This is a genomic window from Aquabacterium sp. G14 (assembly GCF_037482285.1).
In the GTDB taxonomy this organism is placed as follows: domain Bacteria; phylum Pseudomonadota; class Gammaproteobacteria; order Burkholderiales; family Burkholderiaceae_C; genus Aquabacterium.
Genome location: NZ_JBBEYB010000010.1, coordinates 40,099 through 59,005, shown reverse-complemented (window position 1 = coordinate 59,005; position 18,907 = coordinate 40,099). Strand labels below are relative to the sequence as shown.

Annotated in this window: 12 protein-coding genes; 5 read left to right on the top strand and 7 right to left on the bottom strand. The window is 61.7% G+C overall.

Translation table 11 applies throughout. From position 1 onward, the window contains the following. Entirely contained in the window at positions 1-690 is a 690-nt protein-coding gene (locus WIT60_RS11900) for a DUF4197 domain-containing protein (protein WP_339584134.1), read from the top strand. On the opposite strand, the gene WIT60_RS11895 is transcribed toward WIT60_RS11900, so the two are convergent. Further along, positions 665-4,930: a YhdP family protein gene (locus tag WIT60_RS11895; RefSeq protein WP_339584133.1), complete on the bottom strand. Its 4,266-nt coding sequence runs from the start codon at positions 4,928-4,930 to the stop codon at positions 665-667. The two genes, WIT60_RS11900 and WIT60_RS11895, sit on opposite strands and share 26 nt — an antisense overlap. Before the next feature lie 191 nt (positions 4,931-5,121). Between WIT60_RS11895 and glnE the strand changes: the two genes are divergently transcribed. From glnE to WIT60_RS11875, 4 genes are all read left to right on the top strand, one after another. Next, complete coding sequence (gene glnE, locus WIT60_RS11890; RefSeq protein WP_339584132.1) at positions 5,122-8,013, top strand: bifunctional [glutamate--ammonia ligase]-adenylyl-L-tyrosine phosphorylase/[glutamate--ammonia-ligase] adenylyltransferase; 2,892 nt, start codon at positions 5,122-5,124, stop codon at positions 8,011-8,013. A gap of 182 nt (positions 8,014-8,195) precedes the next feature. Next, positions 8,196-9,212 carry an EpsD family peptidyl-prolyl cis-trans isomerase gene (locus WIT60_RS11885; RefSeq protein ID WP_339584131.1) on the top strand — a complete coding sequence of 339 codons (1,017 nt, stop codon included), beginning with the start codon at positions 8,196-8,198 and terminating at the stop codon, positions 9,210-9,212. Positions 9,213-9,263: 51 nt separating this feature from the next. Further along, the gene (gene epsF / locus WIT60_RS11880; protein WP_339584130.1) at positions 9,264-10,676 is read left to right on the top strand and encodes a chain length determinant protein EpsF; all 1,413 of its coding nucleotides are present in this window, start codon (positions 9,264-9,266) and stop codon (positions 10,674-10,676) included. Between the two features lie 15 nt (positions 10,677-10,691). Next, a complete protein-coding gene (locus tag WIT60_RS11875; RefSeq protein WP_339584129.1) occupies positions 10,692-11,621 on the top strand; it encodes a polysaccharide biosynthesis tyrosine autokinase in 930 nt (309 codons plus the stop codon). On the opposite strand, the gene WIT60_RS11870 is transcribed toward WIT60_RS11875, so the two are convergent. From WIT60_RS11870 to WIT60_RS11845, 6 genes are all read right to left on the bottom strand, one after another. After that, a complete protein-coding gene (locus tag WIT60_RS11870; RefSeq protein WP_339584128.1) occupies positions 11,618-12,682 on the bottom strand; it encodes an acyltransferase family protein in 1,065 nt (354 codons plus the stop codon). The genes WIT60_RS11875 and WIT60_RS11870 overlap by 4 nt on opposite strands. A gap of 66 nt (positions 12,683-12,748) precedes the next feature. Beyond that, positions 12,749-13,981, bottom strand: coding sequence for a glycosyltransferase family 4 protein (locus WIT60_RS11865; protein ID WP_339584127.1), 1,233 nt, complete (start codon positions 13,979-13,981; stop codon positions 12,749-12,751). Continuing rightward, the gene (locus WIT60_RS16960) at positions 13,981-15,096 is read right to left on the bottom strand and encodes a glycosyltransferase family 4 protein (RefSeq protein ID WP_510166982.1); all 1,116 of its coding nucleotides are present in this window, start codon (positions 15,094-15,096) and stop codon (positions 13,981-13,983) included. The genes WIT60_RS11865 and WIT60_RS16960 overlap by 1 nt, the downstream gene beginning before the upstream one ends. A gap of 32 nt (positions 15,097-15,128) precedes the next feature. Next, positions 15,129-16,796: a right-handed parallel beta-helix repeat-containing protein gene (locus WIT60_RS11855; RefSeq protein ID WP_339584125.1), complete on the bottom strand. Its 1,668-nt coding sequence runs from the start codon at positions 16,794-16,796 to the stop codon at positions 15,129-15,131. Then, positions 16,793-18,088 (bottom strand): O-antigen ligase family protein, encoded by a 1,296-nt coding sequence (locus tag WIT60_RS11850; RefSeq protein ID WP_339584124.1) that lies wholly within the window; start codon positions 18,086-18,088, stop codon positions 16,793-16,795. Before WIT60_RS11850 ends, WIT60_RS11855 begins: the two co-directional genes overlap by 4 nt. Before the next feature lie 14 nt (positions 18,089-18,102). Continuing rightward, a complete protein-coding gene (locus WIT60_RS11845; protein WP_339584123.1) occupies positions 18,103-18,900 on the bottom strand; it encodes a glycosyltransferase family 2 protein in 798 nt (265 codons plus the stop codon). Positions 18,901-18,907 lie beyond the last annotated feature (7 nt).

Sequence of the window (18,907 nt, the reverse complement as noted above, 5' to 3'; positions counted from 1 at the left end):
ATGAAACGTCGCAGTGTATTGTCATCTGCCGGGGTCTGGTGCCTCGGTCTGGTCACCCTGCCTGCAACAGGGTGGGCGGCGGCCTTCAGCAGCAAGGATGCCACGGCTGCCTTGCGGGCGGCCCTCGACAAGGGGGCAGAGGTGGCCGTGTCTCAACTGGGGGCGCACAACGGCTTTTTGACCAACGAGCGGGTGCGCATCGATCTACCCTCCCCTCTGGATCAGGCCGCCCCACTGTTGCAGGCCATGGGAAGGGGCAAGCAGCTGCAGCAACTCACCGAAGCGATGAACCATGCCGCCGAGCAGGCCGTGGCGTTGGCTCGCCCACTGTTGAGCAAGGCGATCAAGGACATGAGCGTGCAGGACGCGGTCGGTATCTTGCAAGGCGGTGACAACGCGGTCACGGCGTACTTTGCCCGCAAGACACGTGAACCGCTGACGGTGCAGTTCCAACCAGTGGTGAACAGGTCTCTGGAGAAGCTGTCGGTCACCCAGCGTTACAACGATCTGGCCGGCAAGGCGCAGCAGTTTGGCCTGCTCAAGGGTCAGGGGGCAACCTTGCAAGATCACGTCACCGGCAAGGCACTGGACGCCTTGTACATGGTGATCGGCGAAGAAGAGCGCAATATCCGCCAGGATCCGGTCGGCACAGGCAGCGCTTTGCTCAAGAAGGTCTTTGGGGCGTTGTGACCTCGGCAGGCTTGGGCTTGCGCTCCAGCTTTTCCACGTGCGGATCGGCCCAGGAGCCGGTGATCATGAACTCCTGGGTGCTGGCATCGGCCACCTGTTTGCGCAGCAGATACTGTGCGATGAAGGTGCCAATGCCAATGACCGGATTGATGGCGGCATAGGCCAGCGACGCCGCCTCGGCGTTGATTTGCGGCACCACGAACACGTGCAGGCTCTGCGTTTCCTGAGCCAGATCGGCCTGCCCCTCCATCAGCACGATCGCCTGCACCCCGCGCATGCGCAGGTTGCGCGTGGCCGCCACACCCTGCGTGACCTTGACGTCACCATCGATGGCATCAAAGGCAAAGCCTTGCTGGAAGAGATCGCGGAAATCCAGGGTCAGGCGGCGAGGGAGGGACTGCAGGCTCAAGACACCCAGGAGTTTGGCCATGCCAGGATCGGCCTTGAGGAACTGTCCGCTGTTGATCTGCACCTTGATGTCCCCGGACATCGTCAATGGATCGGGCTCCAGGGGTGAACCCAGCCAGTTGACCTGCCCGGTGAGTTGGCCCTTGCCACCTCGCAGCGTTTGCGGCAGACCCAAGCGGGTGAGCAGGGCCCCGCTGTCGCGCAGGTCCAGGGTGAAGCCAAAGGCCGATCGCGGTCGACCCGGGGTGCCCAGCGCAGCCCAGTTGCCGGAGGCGTCCAACTGGGCTTCGGGCGTGCTCAGGCGCAAGCGATGAAGGCGCCATTCGGGCAGCGCGCCCTTGCCCGCCACGGGCACCAAGCGGTTGAGTGCCTCCACCTCCAGGCGCCCCAGCGCAAGGCCGCGCCATTCAAACTGATCGATCTGGATGTCCAGCGCCGGCAGTTCGGTGGCCGCCTCCCCCGACAGCATCTGCGCGGTGGCCTGGGTCTGCAAGGCTTGCGCGTCAGCGTTGGGAATGGACAAACGAGACAGACGAGCGGTCAACCGTGTGGAGGAGGGGCCTGCGATCAAGGGGGATTTGTCGGCGGTTCTGTCCGGGGCCCATTCCACCTGGCCCGCCACCTGATCGGCACTGAGCTGCAATCGCCAGACCTGAGGGCTGGGATGGGCCAGGGTGGCAGAGACGTCCTTGAGCGTGCGTTGACGGAATGTCAGTGCACCGGTCTGGATGCTCACGGTATCGGGCAGGCCATCGGCCAAGCTGACCGGCGCACTGCCCTCCGAGCCACCGCGGAAGCTCTGCACCACCGGCAACCAGGTGTCCAGATCGAGTGCGGGGCTCTGCCACTGGGCCACCACCCCCTTGGCGGGCAATGACGGCAGCGCAGTGGACTGCCCCGGCGCGGCTTGTGTCAGGCTGATGAGTCCGCGCAGGACACGTGCCTCGGCGCCGCTCACATCGCGACGCAGGTCCACGCGCACGCGCGGCATGAGCGCCGGGGTCATCGCCAGCGACTGTGGGTTGCCGACGTCCACGATGATCGCATCCTGCTCACCACGCTCCCCCTCGGTCCGATAGGTCACCGACAAGGGCCACAGGGCACTGGCTGGCTTGGTCAGCGGCGCTGGCAGTGTTGCGCTGATGCCTTGCAGACTGGCGTTCACCTGGACCTCGGTGCGCGCGCCAGCCGCCACGCTCACGCTCACCGGCGTCTCGCCAGACAGGTGGTTGGCCAAGCGGGCCAGAGCAGGGTACTCCTGGGCCTGCCTCAGCCCTTCGGCGGACATGGTCCCTCGGGCCGCGAAGCGCACCACACCGTCGGAGCCACGCTTGCCCTGCACCACCATGTCCTGCCCCCAGACACGGGTGCGCGCCTGGACGTCCAGCTTCGACTCGGTCAGCGCAATGGTGCCGCGCAACGCGGCGAAGGCCGGAATAGCAGGGCTCAGTCGCATGCCCGCCTGATCCTTGTCCGTCAAGGTGACCAGGCCTTGGATGCGGGTGTCTTCCCCTCGGTTCAGCGGAATGTCCAGGGAGAGTTGCAACGCCCCCCTGCCACTGCCACGCGCAGCGCTGAGCGCCCCCCCGGTCCACTCACCGACCGGCGACGTTGCCAGGAATCGCAACAGGTCGTCCATGGGACCAGCCCCGCGCCCCTGAATGGTCAGGTGCGGATCGTCAGCGCCCATGTCATCGATGCGCCCCGAGACCTCGTTGAGCGCAAAGCGCCCGGAGCCGATGGTGCCGAGTTGCGCGCGCGCGTTGTCGATCAGCATGCGCTGCCCCTCGAAACGCAGCATGCCCTCCAAGGCGGTGAACGCAGGCCAGAACCCCGTGGGCGCGTCCGCGGCCACCCCCATCAAGGCTGGCGGCACATAGTCCATGACGACCTGACGGACCGGCACCCGTACACGGAACCGCCCGCCCACATCGTCCTTGAATGGGAAGGCGTTCAGATCCCCCTTGACCTCGAAAGTCACATCCTCCGCGTGACCGCTGCGAAACGCCTGCCGCACGTAGTCGCGGGTATCCGGGGGGATGCTCAAGGGCAGGTAGCGCCACACCCGGGTGGCCTCACCGCGCGCCAGGCGCCCAGTCATGTCCAGCACACCAGGCAGATGTGACATGGCCTGCCCCTGAGCATTGCGCTCACCGGCTTTGGCCGTTCGCCAGGAGGCCTCCAGCTCACCTTCTGCGTCCGCGTTGGCAAAGCTGGCTTTGCTCACGCGCACGGACCAGTCTGCGGGCGCAGCCCCCCCGCCCCCGGGCTGCCTGGACCACTCCACTCGCGCATCGAGCCGATCCAGCGGAATCCGGGGCTCCTCGAACACGCCAGGAAACGACAACCACCCCTGCTTCATGGCCAGATCCGCTCGCCCACCGGCGTCGGTGGCAGACACCATGACATCCGCCTGTGCCAGCCCGGGTCGCATGCCCTCACGGGACTCTGCCAACCCCAGTCCCTGAACACGGGCCTTGACGCGATAGCGCGAAGGCGCGGTGGCAGCGCCCTCCCAGCTCAGATCCAGGTCGGACACCACCCCTTGCGGGGCCAGCTCCTGCAAAAGTTGACGATGCGCGAGCGCCAAGGGCAAGCGATCGGCCACGCGCGCCAACAGAGCCAGGTCCAGATGCTCTGCCTGCGCCTGGCCACCACGCGTCTGATGCCAAGCCTTGGCCACATCCACCAAGGGGTCGGATGCATGCCGCCACACCAAACGCCCCTCGCTGGCGGGCCACGACAGTCCATCCGTGAGCTCAAACGCCAGCTGCTCAAATGCCAGTCCAGTCTGGTCTGCCCGATGATCCAGGCTCAGGCGTCCCGTCAGACGGCGAAAACTCAGTGGCGCCAACTCCGGCGCCAGGCGCACATCGACCCCCTGGAGCGCCAGTTGCAGCGCACCACCGGCCAGGCGCCCGTCACGCAAACTCAGCTCCGCCCGCACGGCGCCCTGTCCGCCACGCACCTCGACTGGCAGATCGACGTGACGCTGCAAGGTCTGCACGGTCACATGAGGCATGTCCAGCACCCAGGACCCGGTCCAACGCTGCCACTGGCTGGGACGGGTGAGCGTGGGCCACCAGCTTTGCCACCACCGGGCCTGCTCGCCCAAAGCCCAAAGAGGCTGGCGCATGCGCATGTTCAAACGCAACGCCTGGCCAAACTCCGACGGCGGCGTCGCAGTCAGGCTCAATTCATGGTGGCGTCGACCCAGCCCAAGGCCATGGCGCAATGCCACCTCCACCCCCTGCAGCCGCAAGGTGGGACGGCCGCGGAGCTCGTCAGTCCAGCGGACACTGCCCCCGCGAATCCGAATGAGGGATTGCGACAACACCCAATCGGCCCCCGCCGACGTGCCATCCGCTCCCGAAGGCTGGCTCGACACACGCAGGCCCGCCACATGCAACTGCCCCTGGCGGTCGCGACGCACATCCAGATCCGGACGCAGCAACTCCAGGCGATCCAGACGCACCTCGCCCGCCCACAGCGCCTGAGGTGACAAGGTGGCCAACGACACCCGTGCCGACACCTCCGGCAAGGACAAGGCCACCTGCCCCCGATCGTCCAACAGTTCGACTTGCCGCAGGCTCAGCACCGGCCACATGCCATCGGCATGCCCCTGCAAAGCGCCAATGCGCACCGTCACCCCTAATGCCCGCGTGGCTTGTTCGGCAACGTCCTGCCGCCAGTCTCCAATACGGGGCAGAATCTGAAATAGCAACACCGCCCACGCCACGGCCGCCAGCAACAACACCGCCCCCATCAAGCTCAAGCCCATGCGGACCACGCGTCGAGTGGCCAGCCCCATGATCAGGGCAGAGGACCACAAGGGATGGTGTCGCCGGGGCACAGCGCTCGGTGAATGCTCAGGAGAAGCAGGAGTTTCAGACATGGATCAGACAGTTCATCCGTCGAACCACCTACAACGTGGCCTGACTGCTGCTCTACCATTGCCAGTACAGCCCCAGGGATCGACAACCGATAACCCTAGCACAGACCTCTTCGCCGGCGACACGGTCCATGATTGATTTCCCATTCGATGCGGTACCGACCGCCACCCCTGCGGCCCACTCCCGCTACGTCCAACGTGTCCGCCGCCGCTACGCCGACGAGATCACCCGGTTCGCCCAGACGGCTCCCAGCACGCCCCGCACCGCCGAGATCACGACCCTGATCGACCATCTGCGTGAGCAAGGGCGCGAGTTGGGCTCGGCCCTGCGCGTGGCCCGCCACCTCGTCATGGAACGCCTGGCATGCCTGGACGTCGAAGGCGGCGCCCCCATGCTGGAGATCACCGCCTCCGTGACCGAGTTGGCTGAAGTCACGCTGGACCACGCTCTGGCCGCCGCCGAAGCCGAGCTCGACCTCAAACACGGCGCCCCCCTCGACGCCAACGGCCAGCGCATCGACATGTGGGTCATCGGCATGGGCAAGCTCGGTGGGCGGGAACTGAACGTTTCTTCCGACATCGACCTCATCTACGTCTACGAAGACGAGGGCCACACCACAGGCATCGAAGACGGCGGCGTGGTGCGCGGTCGCATCACCGCCCATGAATACTTCAGCCAGGTGGCCCGCCGGCTGTCCACCCTGATCGGCGACACCACCGAAGACGGCTTCGTCTTCCGCGTCGATCTGGCCCTGCGCCCCAACGGCAACTCCGGCCCCTCCGTGGTCAGCATGGGGATGCTGGAGGAGTACTTCCTCGTTCAGGGTCGTGAATGGGAGCGCTTTGCCTGGCTCAAGAGCCGCATCATTGCGCCCCGGCGCGCCATGCCCGGCGGCGAACACCACCAGCGTGCCCTCGCCCTGCGCGATCTGGTCATGCCCTTCGTCTTCCGCCGTTATCTTGACTACGGCGTGTTCGAAGGGCTGCGGCAACTGCACCGCAAGATCCGTGACGAGGCCACCCGACGCGCCGCCGGCCGCCCCGAGCGCGCCAACGACGTCAAACTGGCCCGCGGCGGCATCCGCGAAATCGAGTTCACCGTGCAATTGCTGCAGGTGGTACGCGGCGGCCAGTTCCCGGAAATCCGCACCCGCTCCACCCTCAAGGCGCTGCCTCGCCTGGCGGCTCGCGGCCTGATTCCCGCCGACAAGGCCGAGAAACTGGCCGAGGCCTACACCTTCCTGCGCCGCATCGAGCACCGCATCCAGTTCCTCGACGACCAGCAGACCCACATGCTGCCCACTGAGGATGCCGACCTCGCCTGGATCGCCAACAGCCTGGGGATCCTCCCCCGCGAACAAGGCAGCGCCGACCGCCCCGAGTGCCGCTCCAGCACCTGCCAAATGCTCGAAGCCCTGTGCAATGTGCGCGAGTTTGTGGCCACCGAATTCGATGCCCTGCTCCACGACGGCCGCGATTCCAAAGCCACCGGCTGCAAGGGCTGTGGTGGGCCACCGCTGCCCGTGGACAGCGAAGAGTTCCTCGCCAAATTGCCGGAAGACCTGGCGCCATACGTACGCCAGTTCGCCCTGCACAGCAAGGTCGCCTTGCTGTCCGATGCGGCCAAGCTGCGTCTGGCCAAACTGATTGGCCGCGCCACCAAGGCTGCCCTGGACGCCCCCGAGGGCCCGGACGGCGCGCCGTGCATGAGTACCGACACCGTGCGCCACTTTGTGGACTGGCTGACACCCCTGCTGCGCCGCGACAGCTACCTGGCCCTGCTCGACGAACGCCCCGAGGTGCTCAACCGCCTGTTGCGCCTGCTGGGCCTGGCCAAGTGGCCCATGCAGTACCTGCTGCGCCACCCCGGCGTCATCGACGAGCTGGCCGACCCGCGCCTGCTGGACAGCCGTTTTGACGCTGCGGCCTACCAGCGCGACCTCGAAGACCGCCACACCGCCTGGGTTCGCGCGGGTCAGGCCGACGAAGAAGCCTTGCTCGACACGCTGCGTCGCGCCCACCACGCCGAAGTGTTCCGCACCCTGGTGCGAGACGTCGAGGGCACGCTCACCGTCGAGCAGGTGGCCGACGACCTCTCCGCCCTGGCCGACGCCACCTTGGCCGTCACCATCAAGTGGGCGTGGAGCTACCTCCAGCAACGCCCGGGCAAGCAAGGCCGCTACGCCGTGGGTCGCCAGCCTCACTTTGCTGTCATCGCCTACGGCAAGCTCGGCGGCAAGGAACTGGGCTATGGCAGCGACCTGGACGTCGTCTTCCTGTTCGACGAAACCCAGGATGCACCTGACCCCCAGGCCGGACCGGACACCCCCAGCGCCATCGACGCCTACCTGCTGTTCGCCCGCAAATTGGTCACCTGGCTGACCCTGCGCACCTCGGCGGGCGAGCTGTTCGACATCGACACCGCGTTGCGCCCGAACGGCAACTCCGGCCTGTTGGTCACCAGCTTCCACGCCTTCGACGACTATCAGCGCCAGCGCGGCAGCAACACCGCCTGGACCTGGGAACACCAGGCGCTGAGCCGTGCGCGCTGGTGTGCCGGCGAATTGGCCCTGGCCGAACGCTTCGAAGCCACGCGCCGCAGTGTCCTGTCCTCCGAACGTGACCCGGTGGCGCTGCGCGACGAAGTCATCGCCATGCGCGAGCGCCTGCGCGAAGCCCACGCCTGCCCAGCCGACCAGTTCGACATCAAACACAGCCGCGGCGGCATGATCGACGTGGAATTTGCCGTGCAGTACCTGGTGCTGACCCACAGCCATGCGCACCCGGCCTTGCTGGACAACGTCGGCAACATCGCCTTGCTGCAACGCGCCGAAGACGCCGGCTTGCTGCCCCCAGGCGTCGGCCATGCCGCCGGACAGGCCTACCGCGAACTGCGCCGCATCCAGCACCGCGCGCGCCTGGACGATGCCAGCACCAAATTGAGGGACGAGGCGCTGGCCACCGCAGCCCCCCATCGCGAGGCGGTATTGGCACTGTGGCAAGCCGTGTTCCCGGGTCATTGATGACAGCCAGTGGGCTGGACTAGCACTGTCACGGCGGCACAACAGGCCCAGCCCCCCATGTGAGCGGCAGGAGAAAACCCCAGGGAACTCACCCCTTCCCTGCGTGATCATTCACCGGTGACGCAAAAGAACGCGTGCACCCGTTCTGGTTCCCACCTTGACTTGATCACCCCTGCCACACCATGACCCATCGCCTGCAAGCCATTGCCCGCCAACGCTCCATCCGATCGATGGCGCTGCTGCCTGTCGTCGTCGCTGCCGCCCTGGTGGCAGGTTGTGGCGACAAGTCCGCCTCGGGAGAAGGCAAGGCCACCCAGGCGGCCGCACGCGTCGATGGCAGCGAGATCACGGTGCACCAGATCAACCAGGTGCTGTCGCGCCAACCCGGACTGAAACCCGAGCAGGCCGAAGCCGCCAGCCACCAGGTGCTCGAAAGCCTGATTGACCAGCAACTGGCTGTGGCCAAAGCGGAAGAGCAAAAACTCGACCGCGATCCTCAGGTCGTGCAAATGCTGGAGGCCACCCGCCGCAGCATCCTGGCTCGCACCTATCTGGAAAAAGCCGCAGCGGCGGGCGCAGGCACCCCCACGGCTGAAGAGATCCGCAAGTACTACGACGAGAAGCCCGCGCTGTTCTCGCAACGCAAGGTGTATGCGCTGCAAGAGTTCACCATCCCTGCAGCCGGTGAGCAAGGCACAGCGCTGCTTGAACAGCTCAAAGTCACTCGCAGCCCTACCGAGTTTGTCGAGGTGCTCAAAGCCAGCGGTGTGAAATTCACATCGAACCAGATTACCCAGGCTGCCGAAGGCCTGCCACTCGGCATCATCGATCCACTGAGCAAAGTCTCCGATGGTGAAGCCCTCTACATCAAGGGCAATGACGGCTTCAAGGCCCTGTTGGTGGTCGCATCCAAAGCGCAACCGGTTAATTTCGATCAGGCCAAACCAGCGATCGAGCAATACCTGATGGCGGAGCGTCGCCGCGAGTTTGCAATGAAAGAAATGAAGGGCCTGCGCGAAGCCGCCAAGATCGAGTACGTTGGCAAGTTTGTAAACAAACCCAAGGCCGGTGCAGCTGCCGCCAGCGCATCGGCTGCCAGCGCCGCCTCGTCAAACACACCACCAGTGGCCGCACCGGCCTCTGGCCCTGACAGCCTGGATCCTGCTGCCATCAGCAAAGGCATCTCAGGACTCAAGTGATCAAACAACCCGCTCTCTGCGAGTCCAGGCAACCACATTCGGCAGCGCACCATGACGTTTGAACAGTTTTTCCGCATTCTGATGGCGCGCAGATGGCTGGCCATCGGTTTGTTCCTCAGCATCCTTTGTGCCGCCATCTTGTTGGGCCTGCTACTGCCAAAGAGCTACACGGCAGAAACCAGCATCGTGGTCGATCTCAAACCAGATCCGATCACGGGCATGGTTCAGTCAGCCACGTTGCAACCCTCTGCGCACATCGCCACGCAGGTCAACATGATCCGCAGCGATGCCGTCGCCAGGCGGGTCGTTGGCATGCTCAAGCTGGGAGACAACCCGGAGATGCGTGCGAAGTGGATCAAGGAAACTGATCAGCGTGGCAGCTTCGAAGACTGGTTGGGCAAAACACTGCTCAAAGGCTTGAGTGTTTCGGTTGTTCGAGAGTCCAGCATCATCAGACTGCAGTACGAATCTGTCAGCCCGCAGTTTGCCGCCGTCCTCGCCAACGCATTTGCGCGAGCCTACACCGACACCGTGGTTGAGCTCCGGACCAGTCCTGCGCGAGGGTATTCAGATTACTTTGAAGAACGCGCACGTCTGGCACGAGAAAAGCTCGAGCGAGCCCAAGCAAAGTTGACGGAGGCACAGCGTGCTCGAGGCATCGTGACCACAGACGAGCGAATGGATCTCGAAATGGCGCGCCTCAACGAGCTTGGCTCACAGGTGGTCTCCCTGAAAGCGCTCTTGGCAGAGAGTTCCAACCGCAGTGCTGCGGGCACCAGCCGCGCTGACATCACCGCGGAAGCCATCACCAACCCCGTCATTGGTGGACTGCGAACCGAAATTGCACGACAGACCGCTCAACTCAACCAACTCAGCCAGAGCCTGGGTGATGAACACCCCACGCTCAAGCAGACTCGCGCCAGCATTGCTGAACTGGAACGCAAACTCAACGCCGAAGTGGGGCGTGTTTCAGGCGGACTGCGCACAGCAGACACCATCGTTCGCGCACGCCTAGAGGCGGCTCAAAAAGCATATGACGAACAGCGAGCCCGGATACTTGAGATGAAGGGCAAGCGTGACGGCGTCGCCTTGCTGGAACGCGAAGTTGAATCCGCGCAACGCGTCTTAGAGGCCATTCAATTGCGCTTGAGCCAGACCAATCTGGAAAGTAACGCCAACCAAGCCTCCGCCTACGTGCTCAGTCCCGCAGTCGAACCTCCCAAGCACTCGTGGCCCAACATGTTCATTTTCCTGGCCGTGGGTCTGTTTGGTGGCGCCATCGCTGCGCTCTTCACCACTTTGGCCGCTGAATTGCTGGATCGTCGCATTCGCACGGCCACGGACCTCATCCATGCACTCGAGATCCCCGTCATTGGCGTGCTGCCCAGCCCGATGCCCAAACGTCTGAAGCTGTTCAACAAGCGCACCACCTACAACCGGATGCTGCCGGCTGCACCCAACTGATCCACACGGCACAACATGAATTACTTCCGTGAATCCAAACATGCCGACTCGCAGCTGATGGACAGCGCCTTTGCTGAAACCGAGATTGCACGCGACGTTGGCGGCAGCGATCGATCCATTGGCGACATCATCAAGCAGGCGAACAACCTGTCGCCTGACCAGATCGAGAACATCCTCAAGTACCAGCGCGACAACGGCGTACGTTTTGGCGAAGCTGCCGTGGCATTGGGCATGGCCAGCAGCGACGATGTGCTCTGGGCCTTGGCCCAGCAATTCCACTACCCCTACTCCCAAGACTCTGCCCAGGGCTTCCATCCGGACCTAGTCGTGGCCAACAAGCCCTTCACGGACCAAGCGGAAGCATTCCGCACCATGCGCAGCCATCTGATCATGAAGCTCTACAGCCACAATGATCAGCCTCGTCAGGCCTTGTCGGTTCTCAGTGCTGACAGTGGCGACGGCAAAAGCTACTTTGCAGCGAACATTGCTGTGGCCTTCTCACAGCTGTCTGGGCGTACCTTGCTGATCGATGCCGATATGCGCAACCCACGTCAGCACGAGATCTTCGGTCTGCAGCAACATGCCGTGGGGCTATCGTCCATCTTGTCGGGTCGCGCCACTTCCCAAGTGATTCACCACGTTCAGCATCTACCCAGCCTGTATGTCCTGCCCGTCGGAGTCGTTCCACCCAACCCTTTGGAATTGGTCGAGCGTCCCGCCTTCGGCATGCTTGTCAGAGAGTTGCTGACGAAGTTTGACCGCGTCATTGTGGACACACCTGCTGCGTCCAAGGGCGCAGATGGCGCCGTCATCGCCGCGAAATGTGGTGCAGCGGTTTTGATGGCGCGACGCGATCACAGTCGACTCACAGCGCTGCAGAACATTGTCCATACCGTTGGACTGGGACGCACCCAAATCGTGGGCGCCATCCTCAACGAGTTTTAAGCAGACCGGCCTTCACCCTGCGCCCTCAATTTGTCACGCCAGCGCTCAACGGGCTCGCCAACCCAGCGATTGAGCCCGTAAGCGCTTAGCAGGCTCGCGACGACTACGGTCGCCAAAAAAGTAACGCCTTGCGTGCGCCCATCAAACAACTTGGCACTCACCTCAATCACCAGCCAATGACAGATGTAGATGGGGTAACTCAGCTCTCCAATGACTCGGTCAACCTTGCTGCCAGACTGCAACACAAACAGCAGTGGCAGAGAAGGCAGCAGCAGCGCGAACAGCAACGCTGACTTAAACAGGTCTGGCATCGGCACGAATGGATAGGCCAGCACGGCCAATAGCATCACGACAAACGCGACCCATGAGGCACACGCCAGCACTTGAGGCTTCAGATAAAGCGAGTACCAAGGCCTCAGAATCTGATGCGCCAAAGCGCCCAAAATGAACAAAGCCAACTCCGTGGGGAAAAAACGATAGTCCCACGGATCATTCATTCCAATCCCAGCGCGGATCAGCGCAATGCGCCACGCCATCGATACTGCCAACAAGCACCACAACCAACCTCGGCGGTGAACGATGAAAGGGGCGATCGCATAGAAACTCAACTCCACCCCCAGAGTCCACGCCTGAGGCGCCAGCAAGCCCTTCCATAAAGGGACTTCCGATGTCCTGAAGTCCACGGCGAAAACCAGTTGATGAGCCTGCACGCCCGCAAACATCAACCAATCCTGCCCCACGATCAGCAAGTTGGACAAGAACAGCCAAACCACTGCTGACCAAGGCGCTTGCTGATAGATCTCGAAAAAGCCCGGCCTCAATGCTGTCGCACAGCCCACCAAGGTCAACAGACCAACTACCAGATAGATTGGATACAGGCGCAAATAGCGATTGGCATAGAAAACCCAAGGCGAAGCATAGGCACGACGCTCAACCAGCACATACGAGATCAAAAAGCCAGAGATGACATAAAACATCTGGACCGCATTGCGACCGCCGACCAGCACATAAGCCGAGTGGGTATGCCCCAAAACCACAGCCAAAGCCAGCAAGGTTCTCATCAAGCCCATTCAAAGCACCATTCCTTGCTTCAATATCAAAGTCACAGTCATGAGATACAAACTCCATCAGCTCGTTCTCAACGCTGACTCGATCAGTTCATAAGCTCCGCGCACCCGGTTAGGCCAACTCAGCTCGCGGGCCCGACGCAAGGCTCCCTGGCGCAAGCTGTAAAGCGCTGACCTATTGCCAGCCCAGGACGTCAACACTTCCACCAATCCAGCCACGACAGGAGCGGGTTGACCAGATCGCACAGGCACCACGGCACCGCAGGTCGCATCAACAAAGTGCGGTGGTCCACCTAGGTCCACACACAGCACCGGACAACCCTGGGATAGCGACTCCAGCACCACCGTGCCCCCCGAGTCATGCAAGCTTGGGAATAAAAAGGCATCGTGGCGGCCATACAGCGCCATCACTCGCTCTCGTGGCAAACCTCCCAACCAATCAATGCGGCCGGCAATGCCCAGGGCATGCGCTTGGGCTTGCAAGTGCTTCAGCATGGGCCCCACACCCACCACAGTCAGACGCCAGTCCACCCCTCGTCGCGTGATGTCGGCCAAGGCGGGCAAAGCCAAATGCATACCCTTCAAGGCCAGCAAGCGCCCCACATGCAACAAGCGAAGGGGTGCACCGGCCCCAGGCATGGACATCAGTTCCTTGTCTGACAAGGCCGCAGGGCAGCCAATTTCCTGAACCAAGCTACAACGCTTGCGCACGTGCCACGGCAGCGCAGCCATCGACTCTCGGGTGCGACACAGCAACACCTCGGTTCTCCCCCACGTCCAATGGATCATAGGGTCACAGGCCGTGCTCCAGATCAAGCCATCCCGCAGCATCTCACGCACACGCTCACGCCACGGCACGCCCTTGTAGAAGGAAAAAGGCGCTCGCTCACCGCCACCCAAAGGCCCTGCCACCAAAGGCACACCCAACTTCTGCAAGAAACTGGGGTAACGAATGGTGCCCCAGGTCAAATGGTGAATCAGGTCAAAACGCCTGGTCTTCAACAAGCTCTTCACAAAAGAGCGCGCACACCACTGCCAACGCAAGACATACAACTGGGAATTCAAATACCGCTCGTAAGACTGATGCCAGATCGGCTTGACGTCAAAGTAAATCACCTCAAACGGGAGTTGGCCCATGCTGGCCTCCAACTCGCGCATGTGATTTTCGAAATAACGGTGCGTTAACACCGTCACCTCGTGCGTCTTGGCCATCTCGATGGCCCAGCACCATCCCACCCCAGGTTCAGAGCCCCAAACGGGCGAGAAGGCGAAAGCAGACAACAGGATTTTCATCATCGATCCAATGCAGGAGATCGCATTAGCATCCGCCACTGACTCAGCACGTCCTTGGCACACTGGTGCCAGGTATAGGAGTCCACCACCTCCTGCGCACGTTGACGCAATTGCGCCCGCAGCCTGTCTTGCTCACCTGACAACGCATGGCACAAGGCGGCGCCCACCGCATCGGCATCGGTGGGAGAGACGAATAGCGCATTACCTTGGGTGGTCTCACGCAACACCGGCAGGTCCGAGCACAGTACCGGGGTGCCGTGCTGCATAGCTTCCAAGGGGGGGAATCCAAACCCCTCCACGAGGGACAAAAACAAAAACAACTCTGCTGCCTCGTAATGCCCGTGCAAGACCTCTGCACTCACCCCCTTGAGGCAACTCACGCCCGGCAAACCCGGATCCTCCAGTCCGCACACAACCAAGTCCAAAGGATGGGCAACGCGCGCACGGTAACGCAAATAGCCGTCAATGATGGCTTGTGCATTCTTGTGCGGATAGCTTGATGTCATCGCAAATATGAAAGGCTCCCGCTCAGGACGCGTCACCTTCGGGGGTACTGGGGGCAAGCCGTTGTAAACCACGGCAGGCTGTCTTGCGCGGGGCACCCTCGCCAAGATGTCCTCGGCTGATGCCTGAGAAATCGTCACCAGGCGGTCGGCGTGAAGACAGGTTCGACGCAACTCCCTACCCAGCACCATCATTTCCAAACGAGGAAAATAGCCCGGCCGATGCTCGGCGTACCACAAGGGGATCAGGTCATGCACGACCGCACACGTTCGCACCCCCGAAGGCGCGCCCCACCCCCCCGGCAAAAAGCCCTTGGGAGTGAAGTAAACATCACAACCCTTTTGGCGCGCGAGTGACTGCGCCCCCCACCTCAGCCAACACTGCCGCCGCCACTGCCGAGGTGTCGTGTCGAGCAACAACACCCGCTCCACCCTGGGGTGAGACATCGCCGGAAAGTCTTGCTCATTGCGGCCATGGCAGGCGAGAACCAGACTCATGTCCTCGGGGAGATCGGCCACCAGTTCACGCCACAAATTGCGTGCGTAGTGATAGATGCCTATGCTCTTCCCACCATCGGGAGACAGTTCAAAAACATCAAACAAAACACGCATGGCTTGCCCTTGTCAATGTCAGCTCACACATGTCATGGCGCCACATGGCGAGGCCCCACTTCTGGCAAGAAGGGATCTGCTGACCAACTAGACAGATCCCGCCCCAGCACCAGCCTGTGATCGGAGGAGCGCCCGCGGGCATCGCTGAGCAACGTGACCAATGGCGCCTTGGCCGTTGACTGCGCCTTGAAGTAAGCCACCCACGAATCCGGCATGGGTGCATTCAACCACCACGAACGCGCGTCTTGCCCCGTTCGTTGGAACCATGCCTCCAGACCGTATACCGGCAAATTCAGAGGCGAGGGATAGTTCACACTGAATCGGCTGGGCACTCCCCCACCGAAAAACACGTTGCGGTTCGACACATTGCCCGCATCCGATGACAGGTAAACCGCGCCGCCCGCATTCCAGGCAAGCACGTTGCTCTCCACACGGTTGGCATCTGAGTCCAGACGACGCCCTTGGTTATCCCTTCGATCCTGATCGGTCACGGCCACCACGCCCTCACCGCCATTGCCCGCAATCAGGTTGTGACGAACCAGAGAGGCGCGAGAGCTTGAAAGATACACCCCCCTCTGCACGTTGCCGAAAATCAGATTGTCCTCAATCACCCCACCGCTGCTGGCCTCGTAATGGATGCCAAATCCAGCGTTGTAGGCCGACACGTTGCGAGCCACCTGCACATCACGGTTCTTCCAGTCAAACCAGATGCCATCGCCCCGGTTGAACAAGGCCAGGCAATCCACCACGTGCGAGTCTCGCAGCCCTCCGTCATCAGAACCAATGAACTTGAAACCACCAGCTTCCCACCACTTGTTGAAACCACGGCGGTTGTTGTACGAGGCCTTGACCTGTTGCACAGTGACCCGACTGCCAAAGCCACTTACACCCACTTGGCCGTTGTACATGGCTTCCGATTTAATCAACGACACCCGTTCGCCCGCAAGCTGAATGCCTATGAGGTCGTTCCAGGAGGCATGAATGCCACGCAAATTCACATCACGACTCTGCCACACCACCAGGGCGCCACCGCGGTTGGTCACAGACGTATTGGCATGCTCAATATCCAAGTCTTGAACCTGCATGAACTGTACGTTCTCCAAGAAAAGCACGCGCTCTCTCTGAGACGCCTCAGCTAGTACCGACAAGTCTCGCAAATCTTCGGAAGTCCGCACATAAAGACGCTGCGCGCTGCGGTCGTACCAAAAGCTCTCCGCCGGCAAACTCTGCCACGCCACCGCAGGCTTGCGTCCCGGCCAGATGCCACCATCGTGAGGATGTAGCTCGCGGTAAGCGCTCCGGGTGTTCTCCGGGTAACCATCAAACACAGTTCCCCCCATCTGTTGCAACAGGCGGCCATTCACAAAAACCTGGCTGGTTTCCTTCTGCAGGTCATGCACATAGACGCCAGTTGCAACCAAACGCCACCCGGTCAACACATCCGACCCCCGCAGCACCACACGGCCACCACCAGAGACATCCCCCTTGATCACAGAAGGCGCATCGGACTCCGCAATGCGGTTGCGCAGGTCAATCGTTGCCCGATAGACACCGGGCTTCAACAAGAGCGTGTCGCCACTGCGAAACTGCTGCAGACGCTGCGAAAGTGTTTCAGGCGTGGCCACCAAAGTTGCTGCCTGCGCCAGCGCCACACAGTTCAGACCAACACCTATAACCCAGGTCACCCAGCGACGTATCACGGCGTCTCCCGATGAAGCAAACGCTCACACACCTTGGTGGAGGTCAGCACGCAGCCCAACACCATCCAGTTCGCCGTCGCCAAGTTTGGCACGTTGTAAATGGGGTTGAACAAGCACACGAGCAAGGCGGTAAAGGCCATCAGCAAGAACGACTGGTGCACCCACTCGTCAGACCAGGCTAACTGGCTACCGTACAGACTTGCCATCTTGAAGGCTCGCCACAACACCGGCACGATGGCCATCAGCCACAGGGTCAGGGCAATCAAGCCCCCATGCGCCATGATGTCCAGTGGATCACTGTGTGTGGGCAGATACTGCGTGCTCGTTGCTACATCAAACTTGCCAAAAAACACCACGGCTGACTCGGCAAACAAGGTGCCCCAGATGGGCGAACTCAAGAAACGCTGCCAGGCAATGTCGTAGGTATAAAGCCGGTATTCCGGGTTGCCAGTTGGCATGTGGTCGTCAAAGTATGTATAGCCCACCCAGACCGCAGCCAGCGCCAAGACAATGGTCGACACAAAGGCCACCAGCAAGGTGGTGCTCAGCAAACGGTCTTTTATTGCACGCCAGCGCCGAAAGAACGTGAGCGAAACTAGGTAGCCACACACGAACACCGTGATGATGTAGCCCGTGTTCTTGTTCACAGCTACGGCCACCAAAGCCACCATGGCGATGCCCCACCAACGACCGAACTTCCACGGAAGGAAGTACAACAAGGTCCCCAGCACAGGCAATACCAAATGCTCACGACTGTGAAACAGTTCGTGCACCTGAAAGAAACCCAACTGCATCCCTGAAGCCACCACCGCCCAGAACGTGAAAACGATCAAGATGGCTCGCAGCAACTTCATCGGGGCCAGTGAATTGATCGTGTACCAATAGGTGATGGGGGCCATGAGGGTGAAGACCCCCATGGTCAGAAACGTCTCTTCAACGCCCTTGACCTCACGCGCGTACAAACTCCCGCCAATGACCAGGGCAGCAAAGGCCACCAGATAGCGCATCTCCTGGAGCGTGTCGCGAACGCTCACGTAGGTACTGCGGTTGCGGAACATCAAGCGCCCCACGCCGATGAAGGCAAGGTTCATAAGCAGCAAAATCGTCGGGAAACGCTTGACCCCACCGATGTTGTCCAGGCCGACCATGAACGGGTCAATTGCCCAGAACAGCATGATGAACAAGCTGAACAGGAAAAAGTAGTCCGTCATCTCCAACGATGCAGACTGCTTCATCTTCGTCACCATCATCTGGTGCCGATGGATCGATGCGTACTTTGCTTTGGCGCCCATGATCAGCCCAGGTCTCAAACGATCCGGTAGCGCTCCAGCGCCTTCACGTACTCTTGCGGGGGCGAAGCCCAGTAGCCGCCGTGCACGAACTTGATGCCAATGCGACCCGCCCGAGCCAGCCAGCGCAGCGGCTTCTGGGGCACGCTGTGGAGGGCAGGGGTCTCCCGCGCAATCAGCTTCGCGTCTTCCGTGCGACCCGCGGGCTTGAGAGCACGCGTTTTCTGCTCAGGATAGTCGCGCATGCATGCGAAATACTCGTTCACATAGTGAGGCCGTGCATGATGCGCAAACCGCAGCCACAGATCCGAATCCATGCCGAGGTTCCAGGACTCATCCAAGCCTCCCACCTTCTCGTACAACGAGCGGCGCCAGAACGTGGCGGGCTGAGCCAGATAGTTGTGGTCGTACAAGAACACAAACTTGTTCCACGGCATCTCTTTCTTGGGTCGGATGTATTGCCCCTGCGCATCGATCCACAGCGCATTGCCAAAGATCACATCCACCTCAGGGTGTGCCTCAAAGTAAGCCGCCACACGCTTCAATGTGCCTGGTAACAACAGGTCATCCGAGCACAACCAACCCAAGATTTCACCGCTGGCACGCTCAAACCCCTTGCGCAAGGCATGGGTCTGACCACGGTCCTTCTCTGACACCCAGTAGGACAAGGCATGCTCATGGCGCCGAATCACCTCGACCGACTGATCCTTCGAGCCACCGTCAATCACGATGTACTCCAGATCCGGATACCCCTGATCCAGCACTGAGCGCATCGTCGCGTCCAGAAACTTGCCCTGCTGGTAGGAACAGGTCACCAAAGAA